Source organism: Ensifer sp. ENS09 (genome assembly GCF_014852425.1).
Classification (GTDB): domain Bacteria; phylum Pseudomonadota; class Alphaproteobacteria; order Rhizobiales; family Rhizobiaceae; genus Ensifer.
Genome location: NZ_JACVBP010000002.1, coordinates 962,897 through 985,664, shown reverse-complemented (window position 1 = coordinate 985,664; position 22,768 = coordinate 962,897). Strand labels below are relative to the sequence as shown.

General features: G+C 63.2%; 20 protein-coding genes and 1 tRNA gene. 15 read left to right on the top strand and 6 right to left on the bottom strand.

Translation table 11 applies throughout. The features are described from left to right. Window position 1 precedes the first annotated feature (1 nt). From kdpC to IB267_RS12870, 3 genes are read left to right on the top strand one after another with little or no spacing between them, the layout of a single operon-like run. Window positions 2–571, top strand: coding sequence for a potassium-transporting ATPase subunit KdpC (gene kdpC, locus IB267_RS12880; protein WP_192447956.1), 570 nt, complete (start codon window positions 2–4; stop codon window positions 569–571). Between the two features lie 22 nt (window positions 572–593). After that, entirely contained in the window at window positions 594–3,290 is a 2,697-nt protein-coding gene (locus IB267_RS12875; protein WP_192447955.1) for a sensor histidine kinase KdpD, read from the top strand. Beyond that, window positions 3,287–3,982, top strand: coding sequence for a response regulator (locus IB267_RS12870; protein ID WP_192447954.1), 696 nt, complete (start codon window positions 3,287–3,289; stop codon window positions 3,980–3,982). The genes IB267_RS12875 and IB267_RS12870 overlap by 4 nt, the downstream gene beginning before the upstream one ends. Before the next feature lie 30 nt (window positions 3,983–4,012). Here the strand turns inward: IB267_RS12870 and IB267_RS12865 are convergent, their stop codons facing one another. Together IB267_RS12865 and ampC are read right to left on the bottom strand one after the other, a co-directional pair. Then, on the bottom strand, window positions 4,013–5,167 hold the full coding sequence (locus IB267_RS12865; RefSeq protein WP_371742540.1) for an alpha/beta hydrolase: 1,155 nt from the start codon (window positions 5,165–5,167) through the stop codon (window positions 4,013–4,015). 299 nt (window positions 5,168–5,466) lie between these two features. Then, window positions 5,467–6,639 carry a class C beta-lactamase gene (gene ampC / locus IB267_RS12860; protein ID WP_192447952.1) on the bottom strand — a complete coding sequence of 391 codons (1,173 nt, stop codon included), beginning with the start codon at window positions 6,637–6,639 and terminating at the stop codon, window positions 5,467–5,469. Between the two features lie 532 nt (window positions 6,640–7,171). Between ampC and IB267_RS12855 the strand changes: the two genes are divergently transcribed. Together IB267_RS12855 and IB267_RS12850 are read left to right on the top strand one after the other, a co-directional pair. Then, window positions 7,172–7,423, top strand: a complete 252-nt coding sequence (locus IB267_RS12855; protein WP_192447951.1) for a glycine zipper 2TM domain-containing protein — start codon at window positions 7,172–7,174, stop codon at window positions 7,421–7,423. A 17-nt stretch (window positions 7,424–7,440) separates the two neighbouring features. After that, window positions 7,441–7,794, top strand: a complete 354-nt coding sequence (locus tag IB267_RS12850; RefSeq protein WP_192447950.1) for an EF-hand domain-containing protein — start codon at window positions 7,441–7,443, stop codon at window positions 7,792–7,794. A 106-nt stretch (window positions 7,795–7,900) separates the two neighbouring features. Here IB267_RS12850 and IB267_RS12845 read toward each other — a convergent pair whose 3' ends face one another. Beyond that, window positions 7,901–8,128 carry a hypothetical protein gene (locus IB267_RS12845; RefSeq protein ID WP_192447949.1) on the bottom strand — a complete coding sequence of 76 codons (228 nt, stop codon included), beginning with the start codon at window positions 8,126–8,128 and terminating at the stop codon, window positions 7,901–7,903. Between the two features lie 55 nt (window positions 8,129–8,183). Between IB267_RS12845 and IB267_RS12840 the strand changes: the two genes are divergently transcribed. From IB267_RS12840 to IB267_RS12825, 4 genes are all read left to right on the top strand, one after another. After that, a complete protein-coding gene (locus IB267_RS12840) occupies window positions 8,184–9,545 on the top strand; it encodes a DUF3300 domain-containing protein (RefSeq protein WP_192447948.1) in 1,362 nt (453 codons plus the stop codon). 21 nt (window positions 9,546–9,566) lie between these two features. After that, a complete protein-coding gene (locus IB267_RS12835) occupies window positions 9,567–10,523 on the top strand; it encodes a DUF2950 domain-containing protein (protein ID WP_192447947.1) in 957 nt (318 codons plus the stop codon). A gap of 4 nt (window positions 10,524–10,527) precedes the next feature. Continuing rightward, on the top strand, window positions 10,528–11,754 hold the full coding sequence (locus IB267_RS12830) for a hypothetical protein (RefSeq protein ID WP_371742531.1): 1,227 nt from the start codon (window positions 10,528–10,530) through the stop codon (window positions 11,752–11,754). A 91-nt stretch (window positions 11,755–11,845) separates the two neighbouring features. After that, window positions 11,846–12,517, top strand: a complete 672-nt coding sequence (locus IB267_RS12825) for a VOC family protein (protein ID WP_192447946.1) — start codon at window positions 11,846–11,848, stop codon at window positions 12,515–12,517. A gap of 45 nt (window positions 12,518–12,562) precedes the next feature. On the opposite strand, the gene IB267_RS12820 is transcribed toward IB267_RS12825, so the two are convergent. Then, window positions 12,563–12,638, bottom strand: a tRNA-Thr gene (locus tag IB267_RS12820). Window positions 12,639–12,714: 76 nt separating this feature from the next. Then, window positions 12,715–13,725: a nitronate monooxygenase family protein gene (locus IB267_RS12815; protein WP_192447945.1), complete on the bottom strand. Its 1,011-nt coding sequence runs from the start codon at window positions 13,723–13,725 to the stop codon at window positions 12,715–12,717. A 341-nt stretch (window positions 13,726–14,066) separates the two neighbouring features. Between IB267_RS12815 and IB267_RS12810 the strand changes: the two genes are divergently transcribed. Then, on the top strand, window positions 14,067–15,308 hold the full coding sequence (locus IB267_RS12810) for a biotin transporter BioY (RefSeq protein WP_192447944.1): 1,242 nt from the start codon (window positions 14,067–14,069) through the stop codon (window positions 15,306–15,308). Between the two features lie 84 nt (window positions 15,309–15,392). On the opposite strand, the gene ppk2 is transcribed toward IB267_RS12810, so the two are convergent. After that, the gene (ppk2, locus tag IB267_RS12805; protein WP_192448315.1) at window positions 15,393–16,289 is read right to left on the bottom strand and encodes a polyphosphate kinase 2; all 897 of its coding nucleotides are present in this window, start codon (window positions 16,287–16,289) and stop codon (window positions 15,393–15,395) included. Window positions 16,290–16,521: 232 nt separating this feature from the next. Here ppk2 and phoR point away from each other — a divergent pair, with 232 nt between their 5' ends. The 5 genes from phoR (at window position 16,522) to pstB (ending at window position 22,744) form a co-directional block, all read left to right on the top strand. Then, window positions 16,522–17,787 (top strand): phosphate regulon sensor histidine kinase PhoR, encoded by a 1,266-nt coding sequence (gene phoR / locus IB267_RS12800; RefSeq protein ID WP_192447943.1) that lies wholly within the window; start codon window positions 16,522–16,524, stop codon window positions 17,785–17,787. Between the two features lie 195 nt (window positions 17,788–17,982). After that, on the top strand, window positions 17,983–19,017 hold the full coding sequence (locus IB267_RS12795; RefSeq protein ID WP_192447942.1) for a substrate-binding domain-containing protein: 1,035 nt from the start codon (window positions 17,983–17,985) through the stop codon (window positions 19,015–19,017). Window positions 19,018–19,111: 94 nt separating this feature from the next. Beyond that, window positions 19,112–20,596 carry a phosphate ABC transporter permease subunit PstC gene (gene pstC / locus IB267_RS12790; protein WP_192447941.1) on the top strand — a complete coding sequence of 495 codons (1,485 nt, stop codon included), beginning with the start codon at window positions 19,112–19,114 and terminating at the stop codon, window positions 20,594–20,596. After that, window positions 20,593–21,915: a phosphate ABC transporter permease PstA gene (gene pstA, locus IB267_RS12785; protein ID WP_192447940.1), complete on the top strand. Its 1,323-nt coding sequence runs from the start codon at window positions 20,593–20,595 to the stop codon at window positions 21,913–21,915. The genes pstC and pstA overlap by 4 nt, the downstream gene beginning before the upstream one ends. A gap of 13 nt (window positions 21,916–21,928) precedes the next feature. After that, entirely contained in the window at window positions 21,929–22,744 is an 816-nt protein-coding gene (gene pstB, locus IB267_RS12780; protein WP_034797173.1) for a phosphate ABC transporter ATP-binding protein PstB, read from the top strand. Window positions 22,745–22,768: the final 24 nt, after the last annotated feature.

Below are 22,768 nucleotides of genomic sequence, written 5' to 3'. Positions count from 1 at the left end.
CATGCTGAACCAACTTCGCCCCGCCATCGTGATGATCGTACTTCTGACCGCGATCACCGGCCTTGCCTATCCCTTCGCCATCACCGGCGCCTCGCAGGTGCTGATGCCCGCCCAGGCAAATGGCAGCCTCATCGAAAAGGACGGCGCCCTCATCGGCTCCGCCCTCATCGGCCAGAATTTCACCTCCGACAAGTATTTCTGGCCGCGGCCCTCCGCGACCGGTCCGGAAGCCTACAATGCCGGCGCTTCGAGCGGCTCCAACCTCGGCACCACCTCGGTCAAGCTGAAGGATCGCGTTGCAGCCGATGTCGAGCGGCTGAAGGCGGCCGGCGTCAACGGTGAAATTCCGGCGGATGCGGCGACCACGTCAGGCTCCGGTCTCGACCCGCACATCACGCCGGCCTTTGCCGAAGCCCAGGTTGCCCGCGTCGCCAAGGCGCGGGGCCTGAGCGAAGCGGACGTTGCCGGCCTGGTTTCCAGGGCGACGGAGGAACGGCTGTTCGGGGTCGTAGGCGAGCCGCGCGTCAATGTGCTAGAACTCAACCTGGCCCTTGATGCGCCCCGAACCTGATTCCTCACGCCTGAGATCATGAATGCCCGACAGTGAACGCGACGCCAAAAGTCGCCCGGATCCAGACGCATTGCTGGCGCTTGCCGCGCAGGACCGCCGGGGAAAGCTGACCGTATTCCTCGGTGCCGCTCCCGGCGTCGGCAAGACCTATGCGATGTTGTCGCGGGCCCGCCGACTGAAGGACGACGGCATCGATATCGTCGTCGGGCTGGTGGAGACACATGGGCGCAGCGAGACCGCAGCGCTCATCGATGGATTGGAAATACTGCCGCGCCGCGATGTGAACCATCGCGGCCGACTGCTGTCGGAATTCGACTTGGACGCCGCCCTTGCGCGGCGTCCAAGGATCATCGTCGTCGACGAACTGGCCCATAGCAACCCGGCCGAAAGCCGGCACCCCAAACGCTACCAGGACATCGAGGAACTGATCGCCGCCGGCATCGATGTCTGGACCGCGCTCAACATCCAGCATCTCGAAAGCCTCTCGGACATCGTCGCCCAGATTACCGGTGTTCCCGTGCGCGAGCGGGTGCCGGATACCGTGCTGAAGCGGGCCGACGAGGTGCTGCTTGTCGATCTGCCGCCGGCCGAGTTGATCGAGCGCCTGAAGGACGGCAAGGTCTATCTGCCCGACAGCGCCAAGCGCGCCGTCGATCGCTTCTTCCGCCTCGGCAACCTGACGGCGCTGCGCGAACTCGCGCTCCGGCGCACGGCCGACCGGGTCGACGACCAGATGGTCGACTACCTCAAGCAGAACGCGATCGAAGGCATCTGGGCGAGCGGAGAGCGCCTGCTCGTCTGCATCGGCCCCGATCCGCTGTCGGAAAAAGTCGTGCGTACCGCAAGCCGGCTTGCTGAGGGCTTGAACGCACCGTGGATCGTCGTCTTCATCGAGCGCGCCGACCGTGAAAGCGGCGACGGAGAGGATGTGCGCCGGCTCGACGAAACCTTCCGCCTTGCCGAACAGCTCGGCGCCGAAACCCGTCGCATCGTCGGCAATGATTTTGTCGAGGAAATCCTGAAGCTCGCGCGCCGCGAGCATGCGACGCAGATCGTCATCGGCGCGCGCCGCCAATCCTTCCCGATGCGGTTCTTCCGGCAGTCGCTTCCCGATGCCCTGGCCGAGCGCGTGTCCGGCATCGGCATCTACCTCGTTACCGATCGCGAGACGACGCCCGTCAAGCGGCGATCAAAGAGGAAGAGGACGCTGCCGCCGGGAACCGGGCGGGCGATCGGCATCGCTGCCGGATCGGTCGCCATCTCGACCGGTGTCGGCCTGCTGCTCGGCCGTTTCGTCGTCCTGCCCAACATATCGCTGCTTTATCTGCTCGCGGTGCTGGCGTCCGCGACCTATGCCGGCCATATCGCGGCGATCGCCGCAGCGCTGTTTTCGGTGCTCGCCTACAATTTCTTTTTCATCAAGCCGACCGGCACCTTCACCATCGCCGAGCCGCACGAGGTTTTCGCGCTCGTTGTCTTCCTGGTCGCCGCGGCACTCGCGGGCAGCCTCGCCTCCCGCGTGCGCGAGCAGGCGAAGGCAGCGCGGCAGCGTGCCGCCGCGACCCAGGCGCTTTATGATTTTTCCCGCAAACTTTCCGGCACGGCCAAGCCGGACGACGTGCTTTGGGCGGCGGTCACGCAGATGCAGTCGACGCTGAAACGCAGCGCCGCCCTCTTGTTGCCCGCGGAAGGCGACCTGCAGCTGAAGGCAGCCTGGCCTCCGGACACCGAGCTTGACGTCACCGACATCATGGCTGCACGCTGGGCGATGGACAAACGCGAGCCGGCCGGCAATGGCACCGGCACGTTGCCGAACAGCCCCTTCCACTTCCGTCCGCTGACAAGCCCGCATGGCGTCGTCGGCGTCTGTGGCTTCGTCCAGGCGGACAAGCCACTGGAGATCAACGAAGAGCGGGCACTGGCGGCGATCCTGGACCAGACGGCGATCGCGGTCGATCGGGCGCGCCTGTCGCGCGAAAGCCTCGACCAGGCGGCCAAGCTCGAAGGCGAACGCTTCCGCGCCGCTCTTCTCTCATCCATCTCGCATGACCTGAGAACCCCGCTTGCGACGATCACCGGTGCCGTCACCAGCCTGCGCCAACTCGGCGACCGGATGCCGCCGGAAAGCCGCGACGACCTGTTGCAGTCGATCGAGGAGGAGGGCGGTCGGCTGACGCGCTTTGTCGCCAACCTGCTCGACATGACCCGCATCGAGGCCGGCACCGTCAACGCCAAGCGCGATTGGGTCGATGTCGCCGACGTCGTGCGAGCCGCCGTCGATCGCGCCCGCAAGTATTTCCCGGACCGCGAGGTCGAAACCAGCATTGCAGCCGACCTGCCCTTGATGCGCGGCGACAGCGTGCTGCTCGGCCAGGTGCTGTTCAACCTGCTCGACAATGCCAACAAGTATGGCGGCGACGAGCCGATCAGCATCTATGCCCGTACTGAAGGCAGCGAGATCGTGCTGTCGGTAACCGATCTCGGCAAAGGTATCCCGCCGCGGGATCTCGAGCAGGTCTTCGAGAAATTCTTCCGTCGCGGCAAGGCCGACGGCCGCACGCCGGGAACGGGGCTGGGGCTGTCGATCGCCAGGGGCTTCGTCGAGGCGATGGGCGGACAGATCAAGGCGGAAAGCCCGGCGCTTCGCCGCCGCGGCACGCGCATTTCCATGCGCTTTCCCGCCGCCAAGGCTGAAATTTCCGAAAAGGACCGTGCATGAGCGTGGAGCGTATCCTCGTCGTCGACGACGAACCCCAGATCCAGCGTTTCCTGAAACCCGCGCTGAGTGCCGCCGGCTATGACGTTCGCGAGGCGATGACCGGTGCCGAGGCGCTGAAGGCGGCCGCGACGATGGCGCCGGATGTCGTCATACTCGATCTCGGCCTGCCGGACATGGACGGCAAGGAGGTCATCGCCAACTTGCGCGGCTGGTCGCAGGTGCCGATCATCATTCTGTCGGCCCGCGACCGGGAAAGCGAAAAGATCGCCGCACTCGATCTCGGCGCCGACGATTACATCGAAAAGCCCTTCGGCATCGGCGAACTGACGGCCCGCATCCGTGCGGCCCTTCGCCACCGGGTGCAGATGGAAGGCGGCCAGACGCAGCTGTCCGCCGATGGCGTTTCGATCGACACGATCAAGCGGGTGGTGACGAAGGACGGCGAACCGGTGCGGCTGACGCCGAAGGAATACGACCTCCTGGTGATGCTGGCGCATCACGCCGGCCGGGTCGTCACCCACAAGACGCTGCTCACCTCGGTCTGGGGCGTGGCCCATGGCGAAGACCTGCACTATCTGCGCGTCTTCATCGGGCAACTGCGCGGGAAGATCGAGCGCGATCCGGCCGACCCGAAGATCATCCGCACCGAGCCCGGCGTCGGCTACCGCTTCGTCGGCGACGACGACGGTTGACGGGGTTACCGCCAACGGCCGCTGAGACCCTTACTTGATCTTCACCGGCGTCGGCATGTCGGTCGCGAGCGTGTCTCCGACGACCACCTTCTTCTTCTTTGCCGGTTGCGGGTTTTCGAGGATCGAAACAGGCGCCGAGACCGTTACGGCCGCGACGTTGCCGACGTTTCTGGCCGTGCCGGCGACGACTGCAGCGATGCCGGTTCCGACCGAGATGTCAGAGTCGGTCAGCGTCTGTCCCGTGGCGAGCCGCGTGCCGATCAACTGAACGATTTCAGGACTTTCAGCGAACTTTCCGTGGTGCAGGCCGTCCTCAGACTTAACCTTCGTCAGGTCGATGGCGGTGATGCCGGCGCGTTCCAGCTGGGTCCGGTAGGGCTCTGCCGACGGGTCGATTGCGCCGAGGCGAGAGACGTCGCCGGAGATGAAGCTCGAAAGCGCCAGCGCCCGGTCGTCCTGCGAAACGAAGATCGTGAATTTCGGCCGCTTGTGGCCCATCTCGACAAACTGCTTGGCAAAGACGTCGAGATCGATATCCGGCGAAGCAAGAATGACGTTCTCGATCTTCGACGGCACGTTGCCGTCGCGGATACCCATCTGGCGCAGCGATTCCATCGTCAGCCAGGTGCCCATGGAGTGGGCGAGGATGGTGATGCTCTTGACCTTCGGTGCGTCGGAAAGCTTCTTCAGAATGTCTTCAAGGGCCGTGCGCGAATAGTTCGTGCTTTCCTTGTCGTAATTGTAGTCGAACACGTTGGCGCGCGAAGGCCAGGTGAAGAGAACCGGTGTCGCTTTGACGTCCGAATCGTGGACGATCTGCGCCAGCCGGTAGACCGAATCCTCGTAGCGGTTGTTGAAGCCGTGCACGAAGACGAAGGCGTTGCCGCCGACATCGTGCTGCAGGAACCAGGACTTGGCCTCGTCGAGCGATCTGAGCTCATTGACCCGCGTGACGGCGAATTCCTTGGCCGGATCCGGCGGCAGCTTGCGCGGCCATTGCACCGTGCCCGACTTGCGTGCCGTTTCGGGCGGGATCGAAACCGCGACATCGGTAAGGAAGGTGTTGGCGTCGCGCTCGCCGGAAAAGAGTGTCGCCGGATCGCCCGAGGGTTCGCGCGTGGTCGCCACAAGCATGTCGACGGTGGAGGCGCCTGGAACCGGAGCGGTCAGCGCGACAGGCGCCATCACGCCCTTGGCATGGCCGCCGCAGCCGGCAAGCAGCGTCAACGCTGCAAGCACGAAGATTGTCCGCCCCCTGCCTGCACGTTGCCGATGTAGCGAACTCTGAACTCCCAACCACTCGAACATCGGCATCCCCACATACGCCTGAACTCGACTGCATCTGATCGCGCTTTCGCGAAACGCAGATGACAATACTCGGCGCTAATATGCAAGCAGGCCCTGATTGAAGATTCGCTACAGAGTTGTTGATGGATGTCGTTTCCCGTGTCGCGGGCTCGCCGCGGCACGGGAATTTTCCGCCGTTACTTCGCTCTCGCTTCGAGCGCCGTCAGGATCGCGTGGGCCGCCTTGATCCTCTCGGGGATCGGAATGTTGCGGTTGGCAAGCAGCAGGATGCCGATCTTCTTTTCCGGCACGAAGGCGACATATCCACCGAAGCCGTTGGTGGAGCCGGTCTTGTTGTAGAGCGTCGAACCGTCGGGTTGCCTCGGCGGGCTCAATGCCTTGACCGGGTTGCTCTTCAGGGCCATGTCGCGCGAGTTGCCGTCGAGCAGCCGCTCCAGCGAAACCGGGTAGGGGTACTGCTCCCAGCCGAGCCCCTGCACCATCTTGCCGCTGTCGAAATACCCCACGTGAGTGGCTTCGATCGCCTTGCGGATAGGCCCGTCCAACTGTTCAGGCCGGATGTTGGCCTCGACGAAGCGGATCATGTCTGCCGCCGACGACTTCACCCCATAGGCCTCCGCGTCGAACGTTCCGGCAGTGACGCGGATGGGCTTGTCAGCCTTGCCGTAGCCCCAGGCGTAGCTGCCCATCTGGCTGTCTGGAACGCGGACATAGCTGTGCTTCAGCCCGAGCTTGGGAAAGATCTCGCTTTCGAGGACCGCGCTGAAGTCGCCGCCCATCGCCAATGCCGCGGTGTGGCCGAAGAGGCCGATGCTCGGGTTGGAATAGCGACGCTTCTTGCCGGGCTTGGCTTCCGGCTTCCACGTGCTGAAATAGTCGACCATGTCGGCGTCGCTCTTGACCGCGTCGGGGAACTGCAGCGGCAGCCCGCCGGCGGTATAGGTGGCGAGATGGAGGAGGGTCGCCTTGTCGATCGCCGTGCCCGCAAGGGCCGGCATGAATTTGCCGGGATGGTCGGCGAACGAGAGCTTGCCGGTTACCTGCGCATAGGACGCCAGTGTCGAGGCGAAAGTCTTGCTGATCGAGCCGAGTTCGAACAGCGTATCTTCGGTGACTGGAGCCTTCGTTTCCTTGGAAGCGACGCCGTAATTCATGAAGTAGCGCTGGCCGTCAACGGTCACCGCGACGGCGATGCCCGGCACCTTGTGTTCGTGCATGACAGGGCGGATTGCCTTGTCCACGACGGCGGCAATCTGGGCCCGATCGCCGCCTTCGGCGAGCGCGTTCGACGCCAGGGCTGCAAGGGTTGCAGTAGCAAGGCCTAATCTAATTGTCGCCAATCTGTCCATTCGATGTGTTCTCTCTCGATAGGTGTTTTGTCGGTGGCGCGGGCATTGGGGGGCGTGCGGCCACGGTCGGAGATGGGTGTCGGATCGAGCCGGCGCTGTACCAACCCCTTTTTCCCGTCAGGCCATGGAGACCTGCAAGGGGAGCCCAAAAGGACGGCAAAGAGCTAGACCGCCCGGCCCGACGGCACAAATGACGATATTTCGAGGGAGACCCTAGAAAATCTAAGGCGAGATGTCGCGCCGGGGGAGCCGATTTTCAGGGGGCGAAGGCGGCGGCGAGGGGCGTTGGCGCCGTGCATTCCATAAAATTGCGTGGTCCGTTGTCATTGCGGGCGCTCGGGCGTAGTATTCGCCGGCAGTTTAAGGCCTCGTTGTTGCCAGACTGCATTTTTAATCCACGAGCTGCTTCTGATCGAACAGAAGAGTCTCCCCGATTCCGGGGGCATATTCGGAAGCTTATTTACATCCGACGCCAATCAATGGCGCCTCCGCCGATCTCTATTGCAATCAGACGGCCATATTGGAGGATAAAATGAGCAAGCAGACCATAACTCTCATTCTTGCCGGCGCCCTAGCCTTATCGGGGTGCCAATCAGCCTATGTGTCCAAGAGCGGTCCGACCGGCAACGAATTCGGCTGCATTGCCGGAACCGTTGGCGGGGCCATCGTCGGCGGCCTGATCGGCTCGACGATCGGTTCAGGTACCGGTCAGCTTTGGGCGGTTGGTGGCGGAGCGACGCTTGGCGCTGCTGCCGGCAATGCGCTGGCATGCCGCTATTATTGATCAAGGAACAAAGCAGGATGAAGAAAATCGTTCTTATGAGCGTGCTTGCGCTCGGCCAGATCACACCGGCGATCGCGCAGCAGCAGGCTGCGACGATGAATCAGGGACAGATGAGCGCGCTCGACAGCAACAAGGACGGCGCGATCGAGCGGTCCGAGTATGAGGCCTTCATGTCGAACGCCTTCGTCAATCTCGACAAGAACAAGGACGGAAACCTGACCTCCGACGAGACGAAGCAGGCGCTGAACGCTCAGCAGTTTGCCGCCACCGATACCAACGGTGACGGCAAGATCAGCCGGAACGAGTTCCTGGATCGGGTCATGGCGGACTTCAAGACCGCCGACCGAAGTGGTGACGGTGCCCTGAAATGACGCGCGGTGCCGGAGCCGACCACCATGAATTTCGATCGTCCCGGCTGCCGGCACAGGCTCCGGCCGACGGCATCGCGCAAGAAAGGAGGCGTGCACGCTGATAGCCTCATTTTCCGGTTGCATTTGCCGGGCGTTCTGTTTCTCTTAGCTGAAATTCACCGGCAGCTGGCTGCCGGTGCTCATGCCGCTCTTCCTGATTGTCCCATTCGGCTTTCTGACAAGCGAGCTGGCTCCCAATGCAAGCATCCGTCTTGCGCAAGGGGGCGTCGACGACAGCAAATGGGAATTCTCGCGATTGCTCCGCCGGCCGCATGGCCGGCGCCTTGACGTCCAAGCCGGGGGATCTCCCGGGCTCGTTTGTTGATCGTTGTGCCTGGATAGGAGAGACCATGTTCGACCGACCTCGTTCTTTGCGTGCGCCGACGGTGGCATTGCTTGCCATGCTGACGGGTTCGTTTGCAGTGGGCACTGCGCTGGCGCAGGAGCAGGCCGCCACCCAGGCGGCGAGCGAAGAGGCGCCGCAGCCGCTCAGCGAGGACGAACTCGAGGTCCTCGTCGCGCGCATTGCGCTCTATCCCGACGAACTCGTCGCGCTCGTGACCTCCGCCTCGCTCTATCCGCTGCAGATCGTCGAGGCGGAGCGCTTCCTGGAGGTTTCCAAGACCAAGAAGGATATGAAGCCCAAGGACAGCTGGGACGGCAGCATCGTTTCGCTGCTGAACTACCCCCAGATCGTCAAGATGATGAGCGACGACCTCGACTGGACCCAGTCGCTCAGCGACGCGCTCGCCTACCAGCAGCAGGATGTGCTCGTCGCCATCCAGCAATTGCGCGACAAGGCGGTCGCCGACGGCGTCATCAAGTCGGACGACAAGGTGGTGGTGAAGCAGGAAAACAACAACGTCGTGATCCAGGCCGCCGATCCGGAAAAAATCTACGTCCCGCAATACGAGCCGCAGATGCTCTATGATCCGGGCTATCAGCCGGCCCCGATCGCCTATTATCCCGAGCCCTATCCGAATTACTACTATCCGACGGCGACCTTCTTTGCCGGCGTGGTCACGGGCGCTGCCTTTGCCGCGGTCGTCGACTGGGACGACTGGGGCGTCTGGGGCGGGCGCTGGAACGGCGGCGATGTCGATATCGACTGCAACAACTGCTTCAACAACGTCAACGGCAAGGTGAAGTTCAACGACGTCGACTGGAAGAATGTCGATCGCAGCAAGATCAGCTTCGACAAGAACCAGTTCGCCAAGATCGATCGCACCTCGATGGAGCGGGACTTCAAGTCGGCGAAAGGCAACAACATCGCCAACCGGGCGAAGGTGGCCCGCACCGACCAGGTCGGCGCGGCGGCAAACAGGGCCGGTAGCCGGGTCTCGGTCGACGATGTCCGCAAGAGCAAGGTCGAGGCGCGCCAGCGCGAAAATGTCGGGCGAGCCAACGCAGCTCCTGGCGACCGCAAACCGGGCAACCAGGTCAAGGCAAGGCCCGACGGCGCCGGCAAGGTCGGCAATGCCAAGCCCGCGGCCCGGGCCGACCGGCAGGTCGCCAAGCCGAAACCGGGTGGCAAGGTCGATCGTGGCGGCGGTGGCAAGCCATCGGCGCTCGGCCAGGTCCAGAGTGGACGGGTCACCAAGGTCCAGTCGGACCGCGGCCGGCAGGCGCTTGGCGGCGGTCAGCGTGGTGGTGGCCAGCCGCATCGCGAAATCAAGCGCGGTGGCGGTGGTGGCGGCGGACGGCACCGGTAACTGAAGGAGAGGAGAACGAAAATGACCAAGCGCGTACATCATCTGCTCCTGTCCTCCATAGCTGCCGCCGTGCTCGTCAGCGGTTCCGCGACGTTCGCGTCGGCACAGGATGCCGCGGCGCACACGCCGCTCTCCGACTATGCGGCAGCAAGCGATCCGCCGGTGTTCGACACGCCGGAACAGGCGATCGACGCCTTCAAGTCGGCCGTTGCTTCCGGCGATTTCGACAAGCTCGCAAACCTCGTCGGCCTTGATGCCGCCAAGGCCAAGACGAGCGACGGCGTCATGGATGCCTATGCCGATATCCAGGCAGGGGTGAAAAAGAAGGTGGCGGTGCAGGATGTCGAGAACCGCAAGGTTCTGGAGATCGGTGAGGTGCTCTGGCCCTTCCCGTTCCCGATCGCCAAGGGCAAAGACGGCAAGTGGGCCTTCGACACCTATGTCGGGCTCGAGGAGATCGCCAATCGCCTCGTCGGCCGCAACGAACTCGACACGATCGCGACGGTCCGCGCCTATGTCGAGGCGCAGGAGGAATATGCGCTCGAGGATCATGACGGCGACGGCGTTCTCGAATACGCGCAGAAGCTGATCAGCAGCGAGGGCAAGACCGATGGGCTCTACTGGCCCGCCGGCGAAGGCGAACCGCAAAGCCCGGCCGGCGAGGCGCTCGCCGATGGCGCGGTGCTTGCCAAGGCGCAAGCCGGCAAGGGCTACTTCGGCTATCGCTACCGGGTGCTGACGAGCCAGGGCGATAACATCGCGGGCGGCAAGTTCGACTACATCATCAACGGCAACATGATCGCCGGCTTCGCGCTCGTCGCCTGGCCGGTGCGATACGGCGCGACGGGCGTTCACACCTTCGTCGTCAACCGCAACGGAACCGTCTACCAGGCCGATCTGGGCGACAAGACCGAGAGCGTTGCCAACGGAATCCGGCAGTTCAATCCGAACGACAACTGGCAGGTCGTGGAGGATTGATGCGGTGGACGGAGCGGACCCAGGCGCCAAGACATCCGGCAGCGACGCGGCGGATGCCGCGCCGGTGTCTCGGCAGGGAAGGATCGCCGAGTTCCTCGCCGCCCATGGCGGGCCGTTCTTCGAGCTTCAGGCCCGGCTGAAGCTGCTACATGCAAATGCGCTGCAGTCGGGCAAGCGGGCGCTGGTTTTCGTCGCGCTCGCCTGGGGCGTGCCTTTCTTGCTGAGCCTGCCGGGGAGCTTCCCGCTGGAGCAGGGCGCGTTTCTGAGCGACCCGGGCGTCTGGGCAAAGTTCTTCATTGCCATTGCCGCCTTCGTGCTGGCCGAACAGCAGGTCGAACGCGGGCTGCGCATCAAGCTCGGCCAGTTTTCGCGCGCGCCGCTGATCGCCCCGACCTCGATGCCATCAGCCGCGCGCGCGATTTCCGACGCACTGAAGCAGCGCGATTCCGGGCTCGCGGAAGCCGTCTGCCTGGCTCTCGCCGCGGTCGCAGCGCTGCTTTCCTTCCTGAATTTCCATACGTCGCCCGCCTCGTTCTGGGCCGTCGAGCATGCGGCCGAGGGCAACCGGATTACTGCGGCGGGCTGGTGGTCGATCTGTGTCAGCCTGCCCTTGTTCGTCTTCCTGTTCCTGCGTGGGGTCTGGCGGCACTTCGTCTGGGCGCGGCTGTTGCGCAAGATCGCCCGGCTGGAGCTTCGCCTGGTCGCGACCCATCCGGATGGCAAGGGCGGGCTCGGCTTTCTGTCGCAATATCCGAACGCCTACATGTTCTTCGTCTTCGGCATGAGTGCTGCGATCGCTGCCGCGGTCATGAAGCACCTGCTGCAGGAAACGCTGTCGATGACGACCTTCAGCATGATCATGAGCGGCTGGCTCGCGATCGTCGTCGCGTTCTTCGCCTATCCGCTGTCGGCCTTCTCGAAGCCTCTGGCGCAGTTGAAGGAGAGCGGGCTTTTGATGCTCGGCGTGCAGGCGACGCGCTTCCAGCGCGCCGCCGAACGCAAGGTGCTCGGTCGCAACGTGGCTGCCGATCCGGGCCCGGAACCGGAAGAGGAACTGGCCGATCCCGGCAAGCTCTTCGACGCGACCAGCAAGCTCTCGACCGTGCTCATCAGCCGGAGCGCCGTCGTCCCCGTTGCCGCCGCCGCCCTCATCCCCTTCGCCGTCGCCGGCGCAACCAGGTTGCCCTACAAGGAAGTCTTCTCGGTGCTGAAGAAGCTGCTGCTGCTTTGATCAGGCACTGCCATCGGCGCCAGTCTTGACCTCAAGTTGGCTTGAGGTCGTATCCGTCACGAGTCACTCACTCGCGATAGGATCAGGCTCCATGCGCATCCGTAAACTGACATTGCCAACGTCCGATGTTTCGAAAAGCGTTGCCTTCTTTCGAGACCTGCTTGAGTTGCCGGCGACCGAAAGTTCGATCCGCGTCGGATGGAGCGAGATTCGCCTGGTTCCTGCGATCGGCGAGCCGCCGCGCGGTGTCCATCTGGCGTTCAATGTGGGCTATGAGCGGTTTGATGCCGCAATGTCATGGTTGAAGCAACGCACCCCGCTGCAACGCGTGCCGGAAAGCGGAGAATGCGCGGTGCTGGAGGGCGATTGGCAGTCGAAATCCGTCTATTTCGAAGGTCCCGACAATGCGGTTCTCGAGCTGATCGGCCGCCGCAGGCTCGCTGGCTCTTCCCAAACAGGACCCTTTGGCGGCTCGGACCTGGACTGCGTCAGCGAGGTCGGTGTTCCAGCCGACGATGTTGTCGGCACCGCTGCCGAATTCGCCCGTACGTTCGCGGTGACCACTCTTGGGCAGGCCTCACCCAGCTTTGCCGCCATTGGTGACGACGAGGGACTTGTGATCGCCGTCGCCCCAGACCGGCCGTGGTTCCCGGAGCGGCGCCAGTTGCCGAGTGCGAAGGGCCTGGAAATCTTACTTGAAGGCGTGAAAGCGCCAGGAATGCTGGTGAACCCTCTCCGCGGCTGGAAGGTTCACGCGGTATAGCCTGCGTTCGCGAAGTAAAGGTCGGCTTGATTTATGGGAGAGAAGTGGTGCCGCTTACGTGACTCGAACACGTGACCCCATCATTACGAATGATGTGCTCTACCGACTGAGCTAAAGCGGCCCGGAGGCAGTTCCGCGGACGTCCGCGGAACGAATGTGAGGCGCTGATAAACGCAAAGCGCCGAGATTTCAAGCCATCAGTTGCGAGAACTTGAAAATTCCTTGTTGGCTGTCACTGCGGGTGTGGGATGCAGGCCGAGGCGGGTGCGGGCCGCGTCGTATTCGCGCTCCAGCCGGTCGACCATGCGGGCGACGGATGTCACTTCCTTGACTGCGCCGATGCCCTGGCCGCAGCCCCAGATGTCCTTCCAGGCCTTGGCGCCATCAGTCGCTGCGCCGAAATCCATCTTCGACGGGTCGGCCTCGGGCAGGTTTTCCGGATCCATGCCGGCGGCCGAGATCGAGGGCTTCAGGTAGTTGCCGTGGATACCGGTGAAGTAATTGGAGTAGACGATGTCGGCCGCATTGCTGTCGACGATCATCTGCTTGTAGGCGTCGCTGGCGCGTGCTTCCTCCGTCGCGATGAAGGGCGAGCCGATATAGGCCATGTCGGCGCCCATCGCCTGGGCGGCCAGAATGGCGCCGCCGGTCGCGATCGCACCGGAGAGAAGCAGCGGCCCGTCGAACCAGGAGCGGATTTCCTGGACCAGAGCGAAGGGGGACAGCGTGCCCGCATGGCCGCCGGCGCCGGCAGCAACCGCAATCAGGCCGTCGGCGCCCTTGCGGATCGCCGAATTGGCATGGCGATTGTTGATGACGTCATGAAGCACGATGCCGCCATAGGAATGGATGGCGGCATTGACCTCCGGCACGGCGCCGAGCGAGGAAATGACGACCGGCACCTTGTACTTGACGCAGAGCATCAGGTCCTGCTCGAGCCGCGCATTGGACTTGTGCACGATCTGGTTGACGGCAAAGGGCGCGGCGCGCCGGCCCGGATTCTTGGCATCGTGATCGGCGAGTGTCTCGGTGATCTCCGCCAGCCATTCGTCGAGTTGCGATTGCGGGCGGGCGTTCAACGCCGGGAAGGCGCCGATCACGCCGGCCTTGCATTGCGCGATCGTCAGCTGCGGGTTGGAAATGATGAACAGGGGGGCGCCGACAACCGGCAGTCTCGTCGTTCCGGAAAGAATTGGCGGAAGCGGCATCGGTTTCTCCATCCCTCAGTAAGGCGCGCCAAATTTTTGACGTTTGCGTAAACGTCAAAATAGATAGCAGCAAGTTCGCCGCTTGCAAAGGGCGGCTTGACCGCGATGTCGCCGCCTCTTTTTCGCGCAGGCGCGGCCAAGCAAAGCGTTTTCCCCCGCCTTGGCCGGCAGCGCCCGTCGCCGGACTTGCGGATTTTGGCAGCAGCGGTTACGCAATTGTTAACAAAACCAACGGCGTGCCTCCAGATTTAACCCTTATGCCCTTGCGGTTGGATCGAGAGCGGTGGTCAACCGCGGCGCGCCGGCAGGTCCAAAGCCCTGCCTACACAGAAGGACTTGATGTGAGCGGACTTGAGACTGCAATCAGAAATGCCCTTGAGCGCTCCGATCGCACCAATGCGGAAACGCGGGCGCGCATCTATCAATCTGCCCGCCAGGCACTGGAAACCGGACTGCAGAAGCAGGGTATCGAGGATGGCAACGTCATCGCCCAGCAGCGCCATCGGCTCGAAGCCGTCATCCATGCGATCGAAACGGAGGAAAGAGCGGCGCTGAGGACGCGACAGCCGGCGCCGCCCGTGGTCAGCCTCGACGATGCCGCGCGGACGCGCGGGGCCGCACAGCCGCGGGTCGAGCCGCAAGTCCGGTCACAGCCCCAGACGCAGGCCCAACCTCAACCCCAGACCCAGACACCGCCGCAGAGCCAGCCACATGCCCCGGCAACGGGACGTCGGGAGCCCGGCTTTGCCGCTGACGCGCCGCGTCAGGCGGCGAGCGACGGCGGTCTCGGTGGTCTCGGCGGTCTGCGCGCCGATCGTGACGGTCCGGTGGTGTCGACGCGCGCAGCCGCCGAGAGCAAGGCGGATGCTGGTGAAGCGACGGGCCTTGCGCCGACGGTCCGCGGAGATACGCGCAAGCGCCGGCGCAAGCGCAGCCGCTTTTTGTCCTTCACCATGGTGGTTCTCACGCTTGCAGCCGCAGTCGGGGCCGCCGTCTGGTGGGTGCAGACCAACGATCTCCTGAAGTCCGCCGCCGAGCGCGACACCAATGTCGCCAATCCTCCGGCATCGGTTGCCTCCGAAAACTTCGATGGCGCCGCCGGATTGCAGACGCTGGGTGCCCAGCAGGGATTCACCGGTGACTGGGTGGAGGTCTTCAAGCCGACGGAAACCGGCGCGATCGCGCCCGGGGCGCAGGCCAAGGTCGAGCCAGTAGACGACGAAGGCGGGCGGCGTGTCTTGTTGACTTCGCAAGTCGCCGACGCGGCTGGGGACATCACCATCGAGATCCCGGCCGCGGTTCTGGCCGAACTCTCCGGCAAGACGTCGACCCTGGCGCTGACCGTGCAGGCCGAGCCCGGCAAGACCACGGAGTTTGCCGTCGAGTGCAATTTCTCCTCGCTCGGCGAATGCGGCCGTTATCGCTTCACCGTGCATGACGAGCGGATCGACATGTTGTTCAAGGTCACCTTCGACCGCAGTCTGGCGCCGAGTTCGCCCGGCCAGATCGTGATCAACAGCGATATTACCGGCGAGGGCAACAGCCTCAACCTCTACGCCATCCGCGTCCTGCCGGGGCAATAAGGCCGGTCGCCAAGGCTTTTCGAGACAGGGCGGCAGGAAAACCTGCCGGCCGCTCAGCTTTGCCGGCTCTGAGGGGGCCGGCGTCTATTTCAGGAAGCCGTGGCCGGATCCGACGATCTTGTCGTCGATCTCGCCGATCGCACCCTTGTCCTTGCCGTCGTAATCGAGCGAATGCAGGATGTGGCGGATCAGGTTGAGCCGGGCCCGCCGCTTGTCGTTGCCGCGCACCACTGTCCAGGGCGCATGATCCGTGTGGGTCGCCTTCAGCATCTCGTCGCGCTTGGCGGTGTAATCGTCCCATTTGTTGAGCGCCGCGATGTCCATCGGCGACAGCTTCCAGATCTTCAGCGGGTCGTGGCGGCGATCGTGGAAGCGCTTGAGCTGCATCTCGCGGCCGATATTGATCCAGAATTTGAAGAACTGGATGCCCTCGTGCACGATCATCTTTTCGAAGCGAGGAACCTGCTTCAGGAACTGTTTGTGCTCTTCGGGCGTGCAGAAGCCCATGACCGGCTCGACGCCGGCGCGGTTGTACCAGGAGCGGTCGAACAGCACGAATTCGCCAGCCGTCGGCATGGTCGCGACATAACGCTGGAAATACCATTGGCCGTGCTCGGTTTCGGTCGGCTTGGTCAGCGCGACGACGCGCGCCCAGCGGGGGTTGAGATTGTCCATCGTCGCATGGATCGCACCGCCCTTGCCGGCAGCGTCCCGGCCCTCGAACAGCGCCATCATGCGCTTGCCGGTCTTCTGCTGCCAGAGCTGGACCTTGACCAGCTCGACCTGAAGCGCTTCCAGCGTCTCGGTGTACTCGTCTTCGTCGAGCTTCTTCTTGTAGGGATAGTCGTCGGAGGAAAAGGACGCGTCGTCGATCCACTTCGGCAACTCGGGATTGTCGATGTCGAAAACGCGGCTCTTGCCGTCGATCACGAGTTCCACTGCGCGGTTCGCACCCTTGTCCGCCGTTTCCGTCAACGCCATCGGTTCGCCCTTTCGGCTTGGCGCACGGGCCCGAAAACCGGCCTCGATCATCGGAAGGATCATGCGCGTTTTCAAACTTTCGGACGCGCGCCTGCCGTTTGATGAAGAAGGCGCTCGCGACCCGATTTCGTTGGAGGAGGCCATAATTGCGTTGCGGATTCAAGCCGGTCGTGAAAATCATGTCATGAAGTATCGCTATTCCTCGACCATTTTGGTCCGGGAGGAAAAGAAAGTGATTCACGAGGATGTCGAGGTGGACGGTTCGAAAGCGTTCTGGCGGGACCTGGTTCCGCGACTGAAAGCAGAGCGCTGGCTGCTGGGACTGACCGTGCTGCTGGCGATCCTTGCGACCGTCGCGGGCATTCATTTCCTCATTGTCCTGCCCTTCTGGATCGTTCTCGTCGCCGCATTGCTCAACCGTAGCGCGCCGGCCTCGGTGATCCTGAGTCCGGCCAAGGCGGTGGTTGCTGCCGGCCCGGCGAGCGATCCGCTCGTGCCGGCATTGAACGCACTCGACATGCCGGTTCTGGTGATTGCCGCCGACGAGACGGTGGTCTTCCAGAACATCGCCGCCGAGAAGGCCTTCGGGACCATCCCGCCAAACACCTATCTTGCCGCTCGGGTGCGCTCGCCCGGCATCCTCGACATGGTCCGCGAGACGATGGCGACCGGCAAGGCGAACCAGATCGAGCATAACGAGCAGTTGCCGTCCGACGCCGTCTATGTGGTGCGCGTCGCTCCGGCTGAGATTCCGGGCGACGGGCCGGTCAAGCGGATCTTCCTGCTGACCTATCGCGACATCTCCCAGGCGCGCCGCATCGACCGCATGCGCTCTGACTTCGTCGCCAATGCCAGCCACGAGCTGCGCACGCCGCTGGCATCCTTGCGCGGCTTCATCGAAACGCTCCAGGGCCCGGCGCGCAACGATCTGAAGGCGCAGGAAAAGTTCTTCGGCATCATGCACGAGCAGGCGACGCGCATGAGCCGGCTCGTCGACGATCTGCTGTCGCTGTCGCGGCTGGAGTTGCGCTCGCATATTGCGCCAGATGATCCGGTCGATCTGGCGCCGCTGCTCGGGCATGTCCGCGACAGCCTGCTGCCGCTGGCGAAGGATCTGGATGTCACTGTCTCGCTCGTCGTGCCGGACAAGCCCGTGGTCGTCCGCGGCGAACGGGACGAGCTCATCGAGGTCTTCGAGAACCTGATCGAGAATGCCTGCAAGTACGGCCAGGAAGGCAAGAAGGTGGATGTCACCTTGCGCGGCGGCGAGGGCGGCGAGGCTGAAGTCGTCGTCAAGGACTATGGCCCGGGCATTCCGGCCGAACATGTGCCGCGCATCACCGAGCGGTTTTACCGGGTCAATGTCGAAGCCAGCCGCTCGAAGAAGGGCACCGGCCTTGGCCTTGCCATCGCCAAGCACATTCTTACGCGCCACCGCGCCCGCCTCCTCATCCATTCCGAGGTCGGTAAAGGTACGACTTTTACGGTCCGCTTCTGACATATTGGCGCGGGAAAACCCGGGGCCTTTCATTTTTCATTAGCGTTTTCAACGACATGAGCTGTCATAAATGTTTCGTCAAACTGACATAAAAGGTGTGGCCATCGGCAGCTAGTTAGGGGCAGCCGATAAGACGGCGAAGAGCGCTGCAACGCTTGGCGCACACCAACACAAGCCCATTCCGGGAGAACTTTTATGAAAGCTCTTAAACTCACTGTCGCGGCGCTGGTAGCTTCGGCCGCATTTGCCGGCGCAGCCGCCGCTCGCGATCAGGTTCAGGTCGCTGGCTCCTCGACCGTTCTTCCCTACGCCAAGATCGTCGCCGAGACGTTCGGCGAGACCTTCCCTGACTTCAAGACCCCGGTCGTCGAATCCGGCGGCTCCTCCGCTGGCCTGAAGGAATTCTGCAAGGGCGTCGGCCCTGATACCATCGACATCGCCAACTCCTCGCGCAAGATCAAGGACAGCGAAGTCGAGGCCTGCAAGGCCGCTGGCGTCACCGAAATCCAGGAAGTGAAGATCGGTTATGACGGCATCGTCTTTGCGACCGACGCCGGCAATGCCGACCTCGCCCTGAAGCCGGAAGACCTCTACAAGGCGCTCGCTGCTGAAGTCGTCGTCGACGGCAAGGTCGTCGCCAACCCCTACAAGAAGTGGTCCGAAGTCAACGCCGCTCTGCCGGCCGTCGAAATCGCCGCTTACATCCCGGGCGAAAAGCACGGCACCCGCGAAGTCTTCGAAGAAAAGATCCTCGCTGCAGGCTGCAAGGACGCTGGCGCCGTTGACGTGATCAAGGCAGCCGTTGCCGATGAAAAGCAGCAGCACAGCAAGTGCGTCGCAGTCCGCAAGGACGGCATGGCTGTCGACATCGACGGCGACTACACCGAAACGCTCGCTCGCATCGCTGCCAACAAGAACGGCATCGGCGTGTTCGGCCTGTCATTCTACGAAAACAACGCCGACAAGCTGAAGGTCGCGACCGTCAACGGCATCGTACCGTCGACCGAAACGATCGCTTCCGGCGAGTATCCGGTTTCCCGCCCGCTGTACTTCTACGTCAAGAAGGCACATCTCGGCGTTATCCCGGGCCTCAAGGAATATGTTGAGTTCTTCCTCGACGATCAGATGATCGGCCCGGAAAGCCCGCTCGCCGAATACGGCCTGGTTGCCGCTCCGGACGCTGAGCGCGAAGAAATCCGCAAGGCTTTCTCTGCCGGCAACATGCTCTGATAATGACAAGCCCCGGCGCGATGTCTTCGCGCCGGGGCATGCCTTCATTCGATTTGCCGGCACCCATGACGGGCGATGCCGGGGAGACGTGCGGATGAGTACTTCGCTCCTTCTTTTGCTCATTATTGTTATTGGTTTCATTGCTTATTTTGCAGGCCGCGCCCGTTCGCTGGCGCAGTCCGGCGGCAAGCTCTCCAACCTTCATTCTCTGCCGGGCTATCATGGTAGCTACGTCGCCATCTGGGCGATGCTTCCGGCCGCACTCGTTCTCGGCACCTGGCTGTTCGCCGCTCCCGTGTATATCGACGGAAGCACGCGCGCGGCCTTGCCGGATACCGTCCAGAGCCAGGGCCCTGCCGCCGTGCAGCTCGCGCTCGGTCAGGTCAAATCCGTTGCCGGTGGCCTTCTGCGCCTGAGCGGCGAAGAGCTCGCAGCCCTTGAGGGCGGCTCCGCCAATCTTCGCGCGACGCTCGCGTCCAAGGGTGTTGCCCTTGCTGGCGAAGGCGATCCCTACATGGTCACCGTCGCCAAGCACTTCAACGCGATGACCGCGACCAACCGCTGGCTGATGACGGTCGCCGTTCTGCTGATCGCGATTGCCGGCGGCGTCTACGCCATCCGCAACGTCGCGACCCGCTTCCGCGCCCGCAACCAGGTCGAGCGGGTCATTCTCGGCTCGCTGATCGTCGCGTCCTCCATCGCCATCCTGACGACGGTCGGCATCGTCGCCTCGATGCTGTCGGAAGCCGGCCGCTTCTTCACCATGGTCTCGCCGTTCGAGTTCTTCTTCGGAACGGTCTGGGATCCGCGCTTTGCGGCTGCCGGCAGCGGTGGCGCTTCGGGCCAGTTCGGCCTGATCCCGCTCCTCGCCGGTACGCTCTATATCGCCTTCGTCGCCATGCTCTTCGCAGTGCCGATCGGCCTCTTCGCTGCGATCTACATGGCGGAATATGCAAGCCCGCGCCTGCGCTCCACCGCAAAGCCGCTGCTCGAAGTGCTCGCCGGCATTCCGACCATCGTCTACGGTTTCTTTGCGCTGGTGACGGTTGGTCCGTTCCTGCGCGATATCTCGGCGCAGATGAACGGTCTCATGACCGGCAACTACCAGAACTTCATCCAGGCACAGAGCGTGCTGACGGCCGGCATCGTCATGGGCATCATGCTGATCCCATTCGTGTCGTCGCTGTCGGACGACATCATCACCCAGGTGCCACGGGCCCTGCGTGACGGCTCGCTCGGCCTTGGCGCCACCCGCTCGGAAACGGTCAAGAAGGTGATCCTTCCCGCCGCTCTTCCGGGCATCGTCGGCGCGCTGCTGCTGACTGCCTCGCGCGCCGTCGGCGAGACCATGATCGTGGTGCTGGCAGCCGGTGTCGCGGCCCGCATGCAGATCAATCCGTTCGAGCCGATGACGACGGTGACGGTGAAGATCGTCAACCAGCTGACGGGTGACCTTGAGTTCACCTCGCCGCAGACGCTGGTGGCCTTCGCGCTGGGCATCACGCTCTTCGTCATCACGCTCGGCCTCAACATTTACGCGCTCTACATCGTGCGCAAATACCGGGAACAGTACGAATGACCGACATCGCTTCCCCGACCGTCCGGATCTCCGCCCGTCCCGCATCCGCCAAGCGCGATATCGGCATCAAGCGTCGCTATGCTGCCGAACGCCGGTTCCGCTTCTACGGCATGGCCGCGATCAGCACCGGTCTCTTCTTTCTGGCATTGCTGCTGTGGACCGTATTTTCCAACGGCTACACCGCATTTCAGCAGACGACAATCACGCTGCCGATCGAGTTCACCGAAAAGGTCATCGACCCCAAGGGCGAACGCGCGACCGACGGCAAGGTGCTGATGACCGCCAACTATCCGCTGCTGGTGCGCGACGCGCTCGTCAAGCAGCTTGGTATCGACGCCACCAAGCGGCCGCAGGTCAAGCAGGCGACCGACATGGTTTCCGCCAGCTCCCGCACGCTGCTGCGCGACATGGTCGTCGCCGACCCGTCGATCATCGGCAAGACGGTTCCTGTCACGCTGCTGGCCGAAGCCAACATCGACTCCGCCTTCAAGGGCCAGATCGATCTCTCTGTCGATGAGGGCAAGCGCAAGGTCAAGGACCAGCAGGTCACCTGGATGAACGATCTGGCGAGCGCCGGCATCCTGAAGAAGAGCTTCAACACCGGCATCTTCACCTTCGGCGCCTCCAGCCGTCCTGAAGCGGCGGGCGTCGGCGTCGCTGCCCTCGGCTCGCTCTACATGATGCTGATCGTGCTGGTGCTGTCGCTTCCGATCGGCGTCGCCGCCTCGATCTACCTCGAGGAGTTTGCGCCGAAGAACCGGCTGACCGACCTGATCGAGGTCAACATCAACAACCTCGCGGCCGTTCCGTCGATCGTCTACGGTCTCCTGGGCCTTGCCGTCTTCATCAACTTCGCCGGCATGCCGCGCTCGGCAGCCGTCGTCGGCGGCTTCGTGCTGACGTTGATGACCCTGCCGACGATCATCATCGCCACCCGTGCGGCGTTGAAGGCGGTCCCGCCGTCGATCCGCTCGGCGGCCCTCGGTCTCGGTGCGTCGAAGATGCAGACCATCTTCCACCACGTGCTGCCGCTCGCCATGCCCGGTATCCTGACCGGCACCATCATCGGTCTTGCCCATGCGCTTGGCGAAACGGCGCCGCTGCTCCTGATCGGCATGGTTGCCTTCGTTGTCGATTTTCCCGGTTCGCCGATGGAACCGTCGACGGCGCTGCCGGTGCAGATCTACATGTGGGCCAACGAGGCGGAACGCGCCTTCGTCGAGCGCACCTCTGGCGCAATCATCATTCTTCTCATCTTCCTGGTCGTCATGAACCTTGGAGCCATTCTGTTGCGACGTCGCTTTGAGCGCCGCTGGTAGTGAGGTAATTACTATGAACATCATGTCAGAAGCAGCAGTCGAGAAGGCCCTGGATCAGAAAATGAACACCGTGCCCTACAAGATGATCGGCAAGGATGTGTCGGTCTACTACGGCGAGAAGCGCGCGCTTTTCGACGTCAACCTCAACATCCGCGAGAACACCGTCACGGCGCTGATCGGTCCTTCGGGTTGCGGCAAGTCGACCTTCCTGCGCACGCTGAACCGCATGAACGACACGATCGAGAACTGCCGCGTCACCGGCAAGATCACGCTCGACGAGGACGACATCTATGACCCGACGATCGACGTCGTCGAACTGCGCGCCCGCGTCGGCATGGTCTTCCAGAAGCCGAACCCGTTCCCGAAGTCGATCTACGACAACGTCGCCTACGGTCCGCGCATCCACGGACTTGCCCGCACCAAGGCCGATTTTGACGAAGTGGTCGAGACCAGCCTGCAGAAGGCCGGTCTGTGGAACGAGGTAAAGGATCGTCTGCAGGAGCCGGGCACTGGCCTTTCCGGTGGTCAGCAGCAGCGCCTCTGCATCGCCCGTGCGGTCGCCGTCAGCCCGGAAGTCATCCTGATGGACGAGCCCTGCTCTGCGCTTGATCCGATCGCGACGGCCAAGGTTGAAGAGCTCATCCACGAACTGCGCACGAACTTCACGATCGTCATCGTGACCCATTCGATGCAGCAGGCCGCCCGCGTTTCGCAGCGCACCGCCATGTTCCACCTCGGCAATCTCGTCGAGGAGAACGACACCGACAAGATGTTCACCAATCCGGATGACCAGCGCACCCAGGATTACATCATGGGCCGCTTCGGCTGAGGCCGCATAAGGCTGCAACAGTAA

What these genes read in the sequence shown, in the direction of transcription:
- IB267_RS12870 (WP_192447954.1), top strand. Translation starts at nt 3,287, where the DNA reads ATGAGCGTGGAGCGTATCCTCGTCGTCGACGACGAACCCCAGATCCAG.
- IB267_RS12850 (WP_192447950.1), top strand. Translation starts at nt 7,441, where the DNA reads ATGAAGAAAATCGTTCTTATGAGCGTGCTTGCGCTCGGCCAGATCACA.
- pstA (WP_192447940.1), top strand. Translation starts at nt 20,593, where the DNA reads ATGACCGACATCGCTTCCCCGACCGTCCGGATCTCCGCCCGTCCCGCA.
- IB267_RS12825 (WP_192447946.1), top strand. Translation starts at nt 11,846, where the DNA reads ATGCGCATCCGTAAACTGACATTGCCAACGTCCGATGTTTCGAAAAGC.
- IB267_RS12865 (WP_371742540.1), bottom strand. Translation starts at nt 5,167, where the DNA reads ATGGCGCCTGTCGCGCTGACCGCTCCGGTTCCAGGCGCCTCCACCGTC.
- IB267_RS12815 (WP_192447945.1), bottom strand. Translation starts at nt 13,725, where the DNA reads ATGCCGCTTCCGCCAATTCTTTCCGGAACGACGAGACTGCCGGTTGTC.
- IB267_RS12875 (WP_192447955.1), top strand. Translation starts at nt 594, where the DNA reads ATGCCCGACAGTGAACGCGACGCCAAAAGTCGCCCGGATCCAGACGCA.
- ampC (WP_192447952.1), bottom strand. Translation starts at nt 6,639, where the DNA reads ATGGACAGATTGGCGACAATTAGATTAGGCCTTGCTACTGCAACCCTT.
- ppk2 (WP_192448315.1), bottom strand. Translation starts at nt 16,289, where the DNA reads ATGGCGTTGACGGAAACGGCGGACAAGGGTGCGAACCGCGCAGTGGAA.
- kdpC (WP_192447956.1), top strand. Translation starts at nt 2, where the DNA reads ATGCTGAACCAACTTCGCCCCGCCATCGTGATGATCGTACTTCTGACC.
- pstB (WP_034797173.1), top strand. Translation starts at nt 21,929, where the DNA reads ATGAACATCATGTCAGAAGCAGCAGTCGAGAAGGCCCTGGATCAGAAA.
- IB267_RS12795 (WP_192447942.1), top strand. Translation starts at nt 17,983, where the DNA reads ATGAAAGCTCTTAAACTCACTGTCGCGGCGCTGGTAGCTTCGGCCGCA.
- IB267_RS12835 (WP_192447947.1), top strand. Translation starts at nt 9,567, where the DNA reads ATGACCAAGCGCGTACATCATCTGCTCCTGTCCTCCATAGCTGCCGCC.
- IB267_RS12840 (WP_192447948.1), top strand. Translation starts at nt 8,184, where the DNA reads ATGTTCGACCGACCTCGTTCTTTGCGTGCGCCGACGGTGGCATTGCTT.
- IB267_RS12855 (WP_192447951.1), top strand. Translation starts at nt 7,172, where the DNA reads ATGAGCAAGCAGACCATAACTCTCATTCTTGCCGGCGCCCTAGCCTTA.
- pstC (WP_192447941.1), top strand. Translation starts at nt 19,112, where the DNA reads ATGAGTACTTCGCTCCTTCTTTTGCTCATTATTGTTATTGGTTTCATT.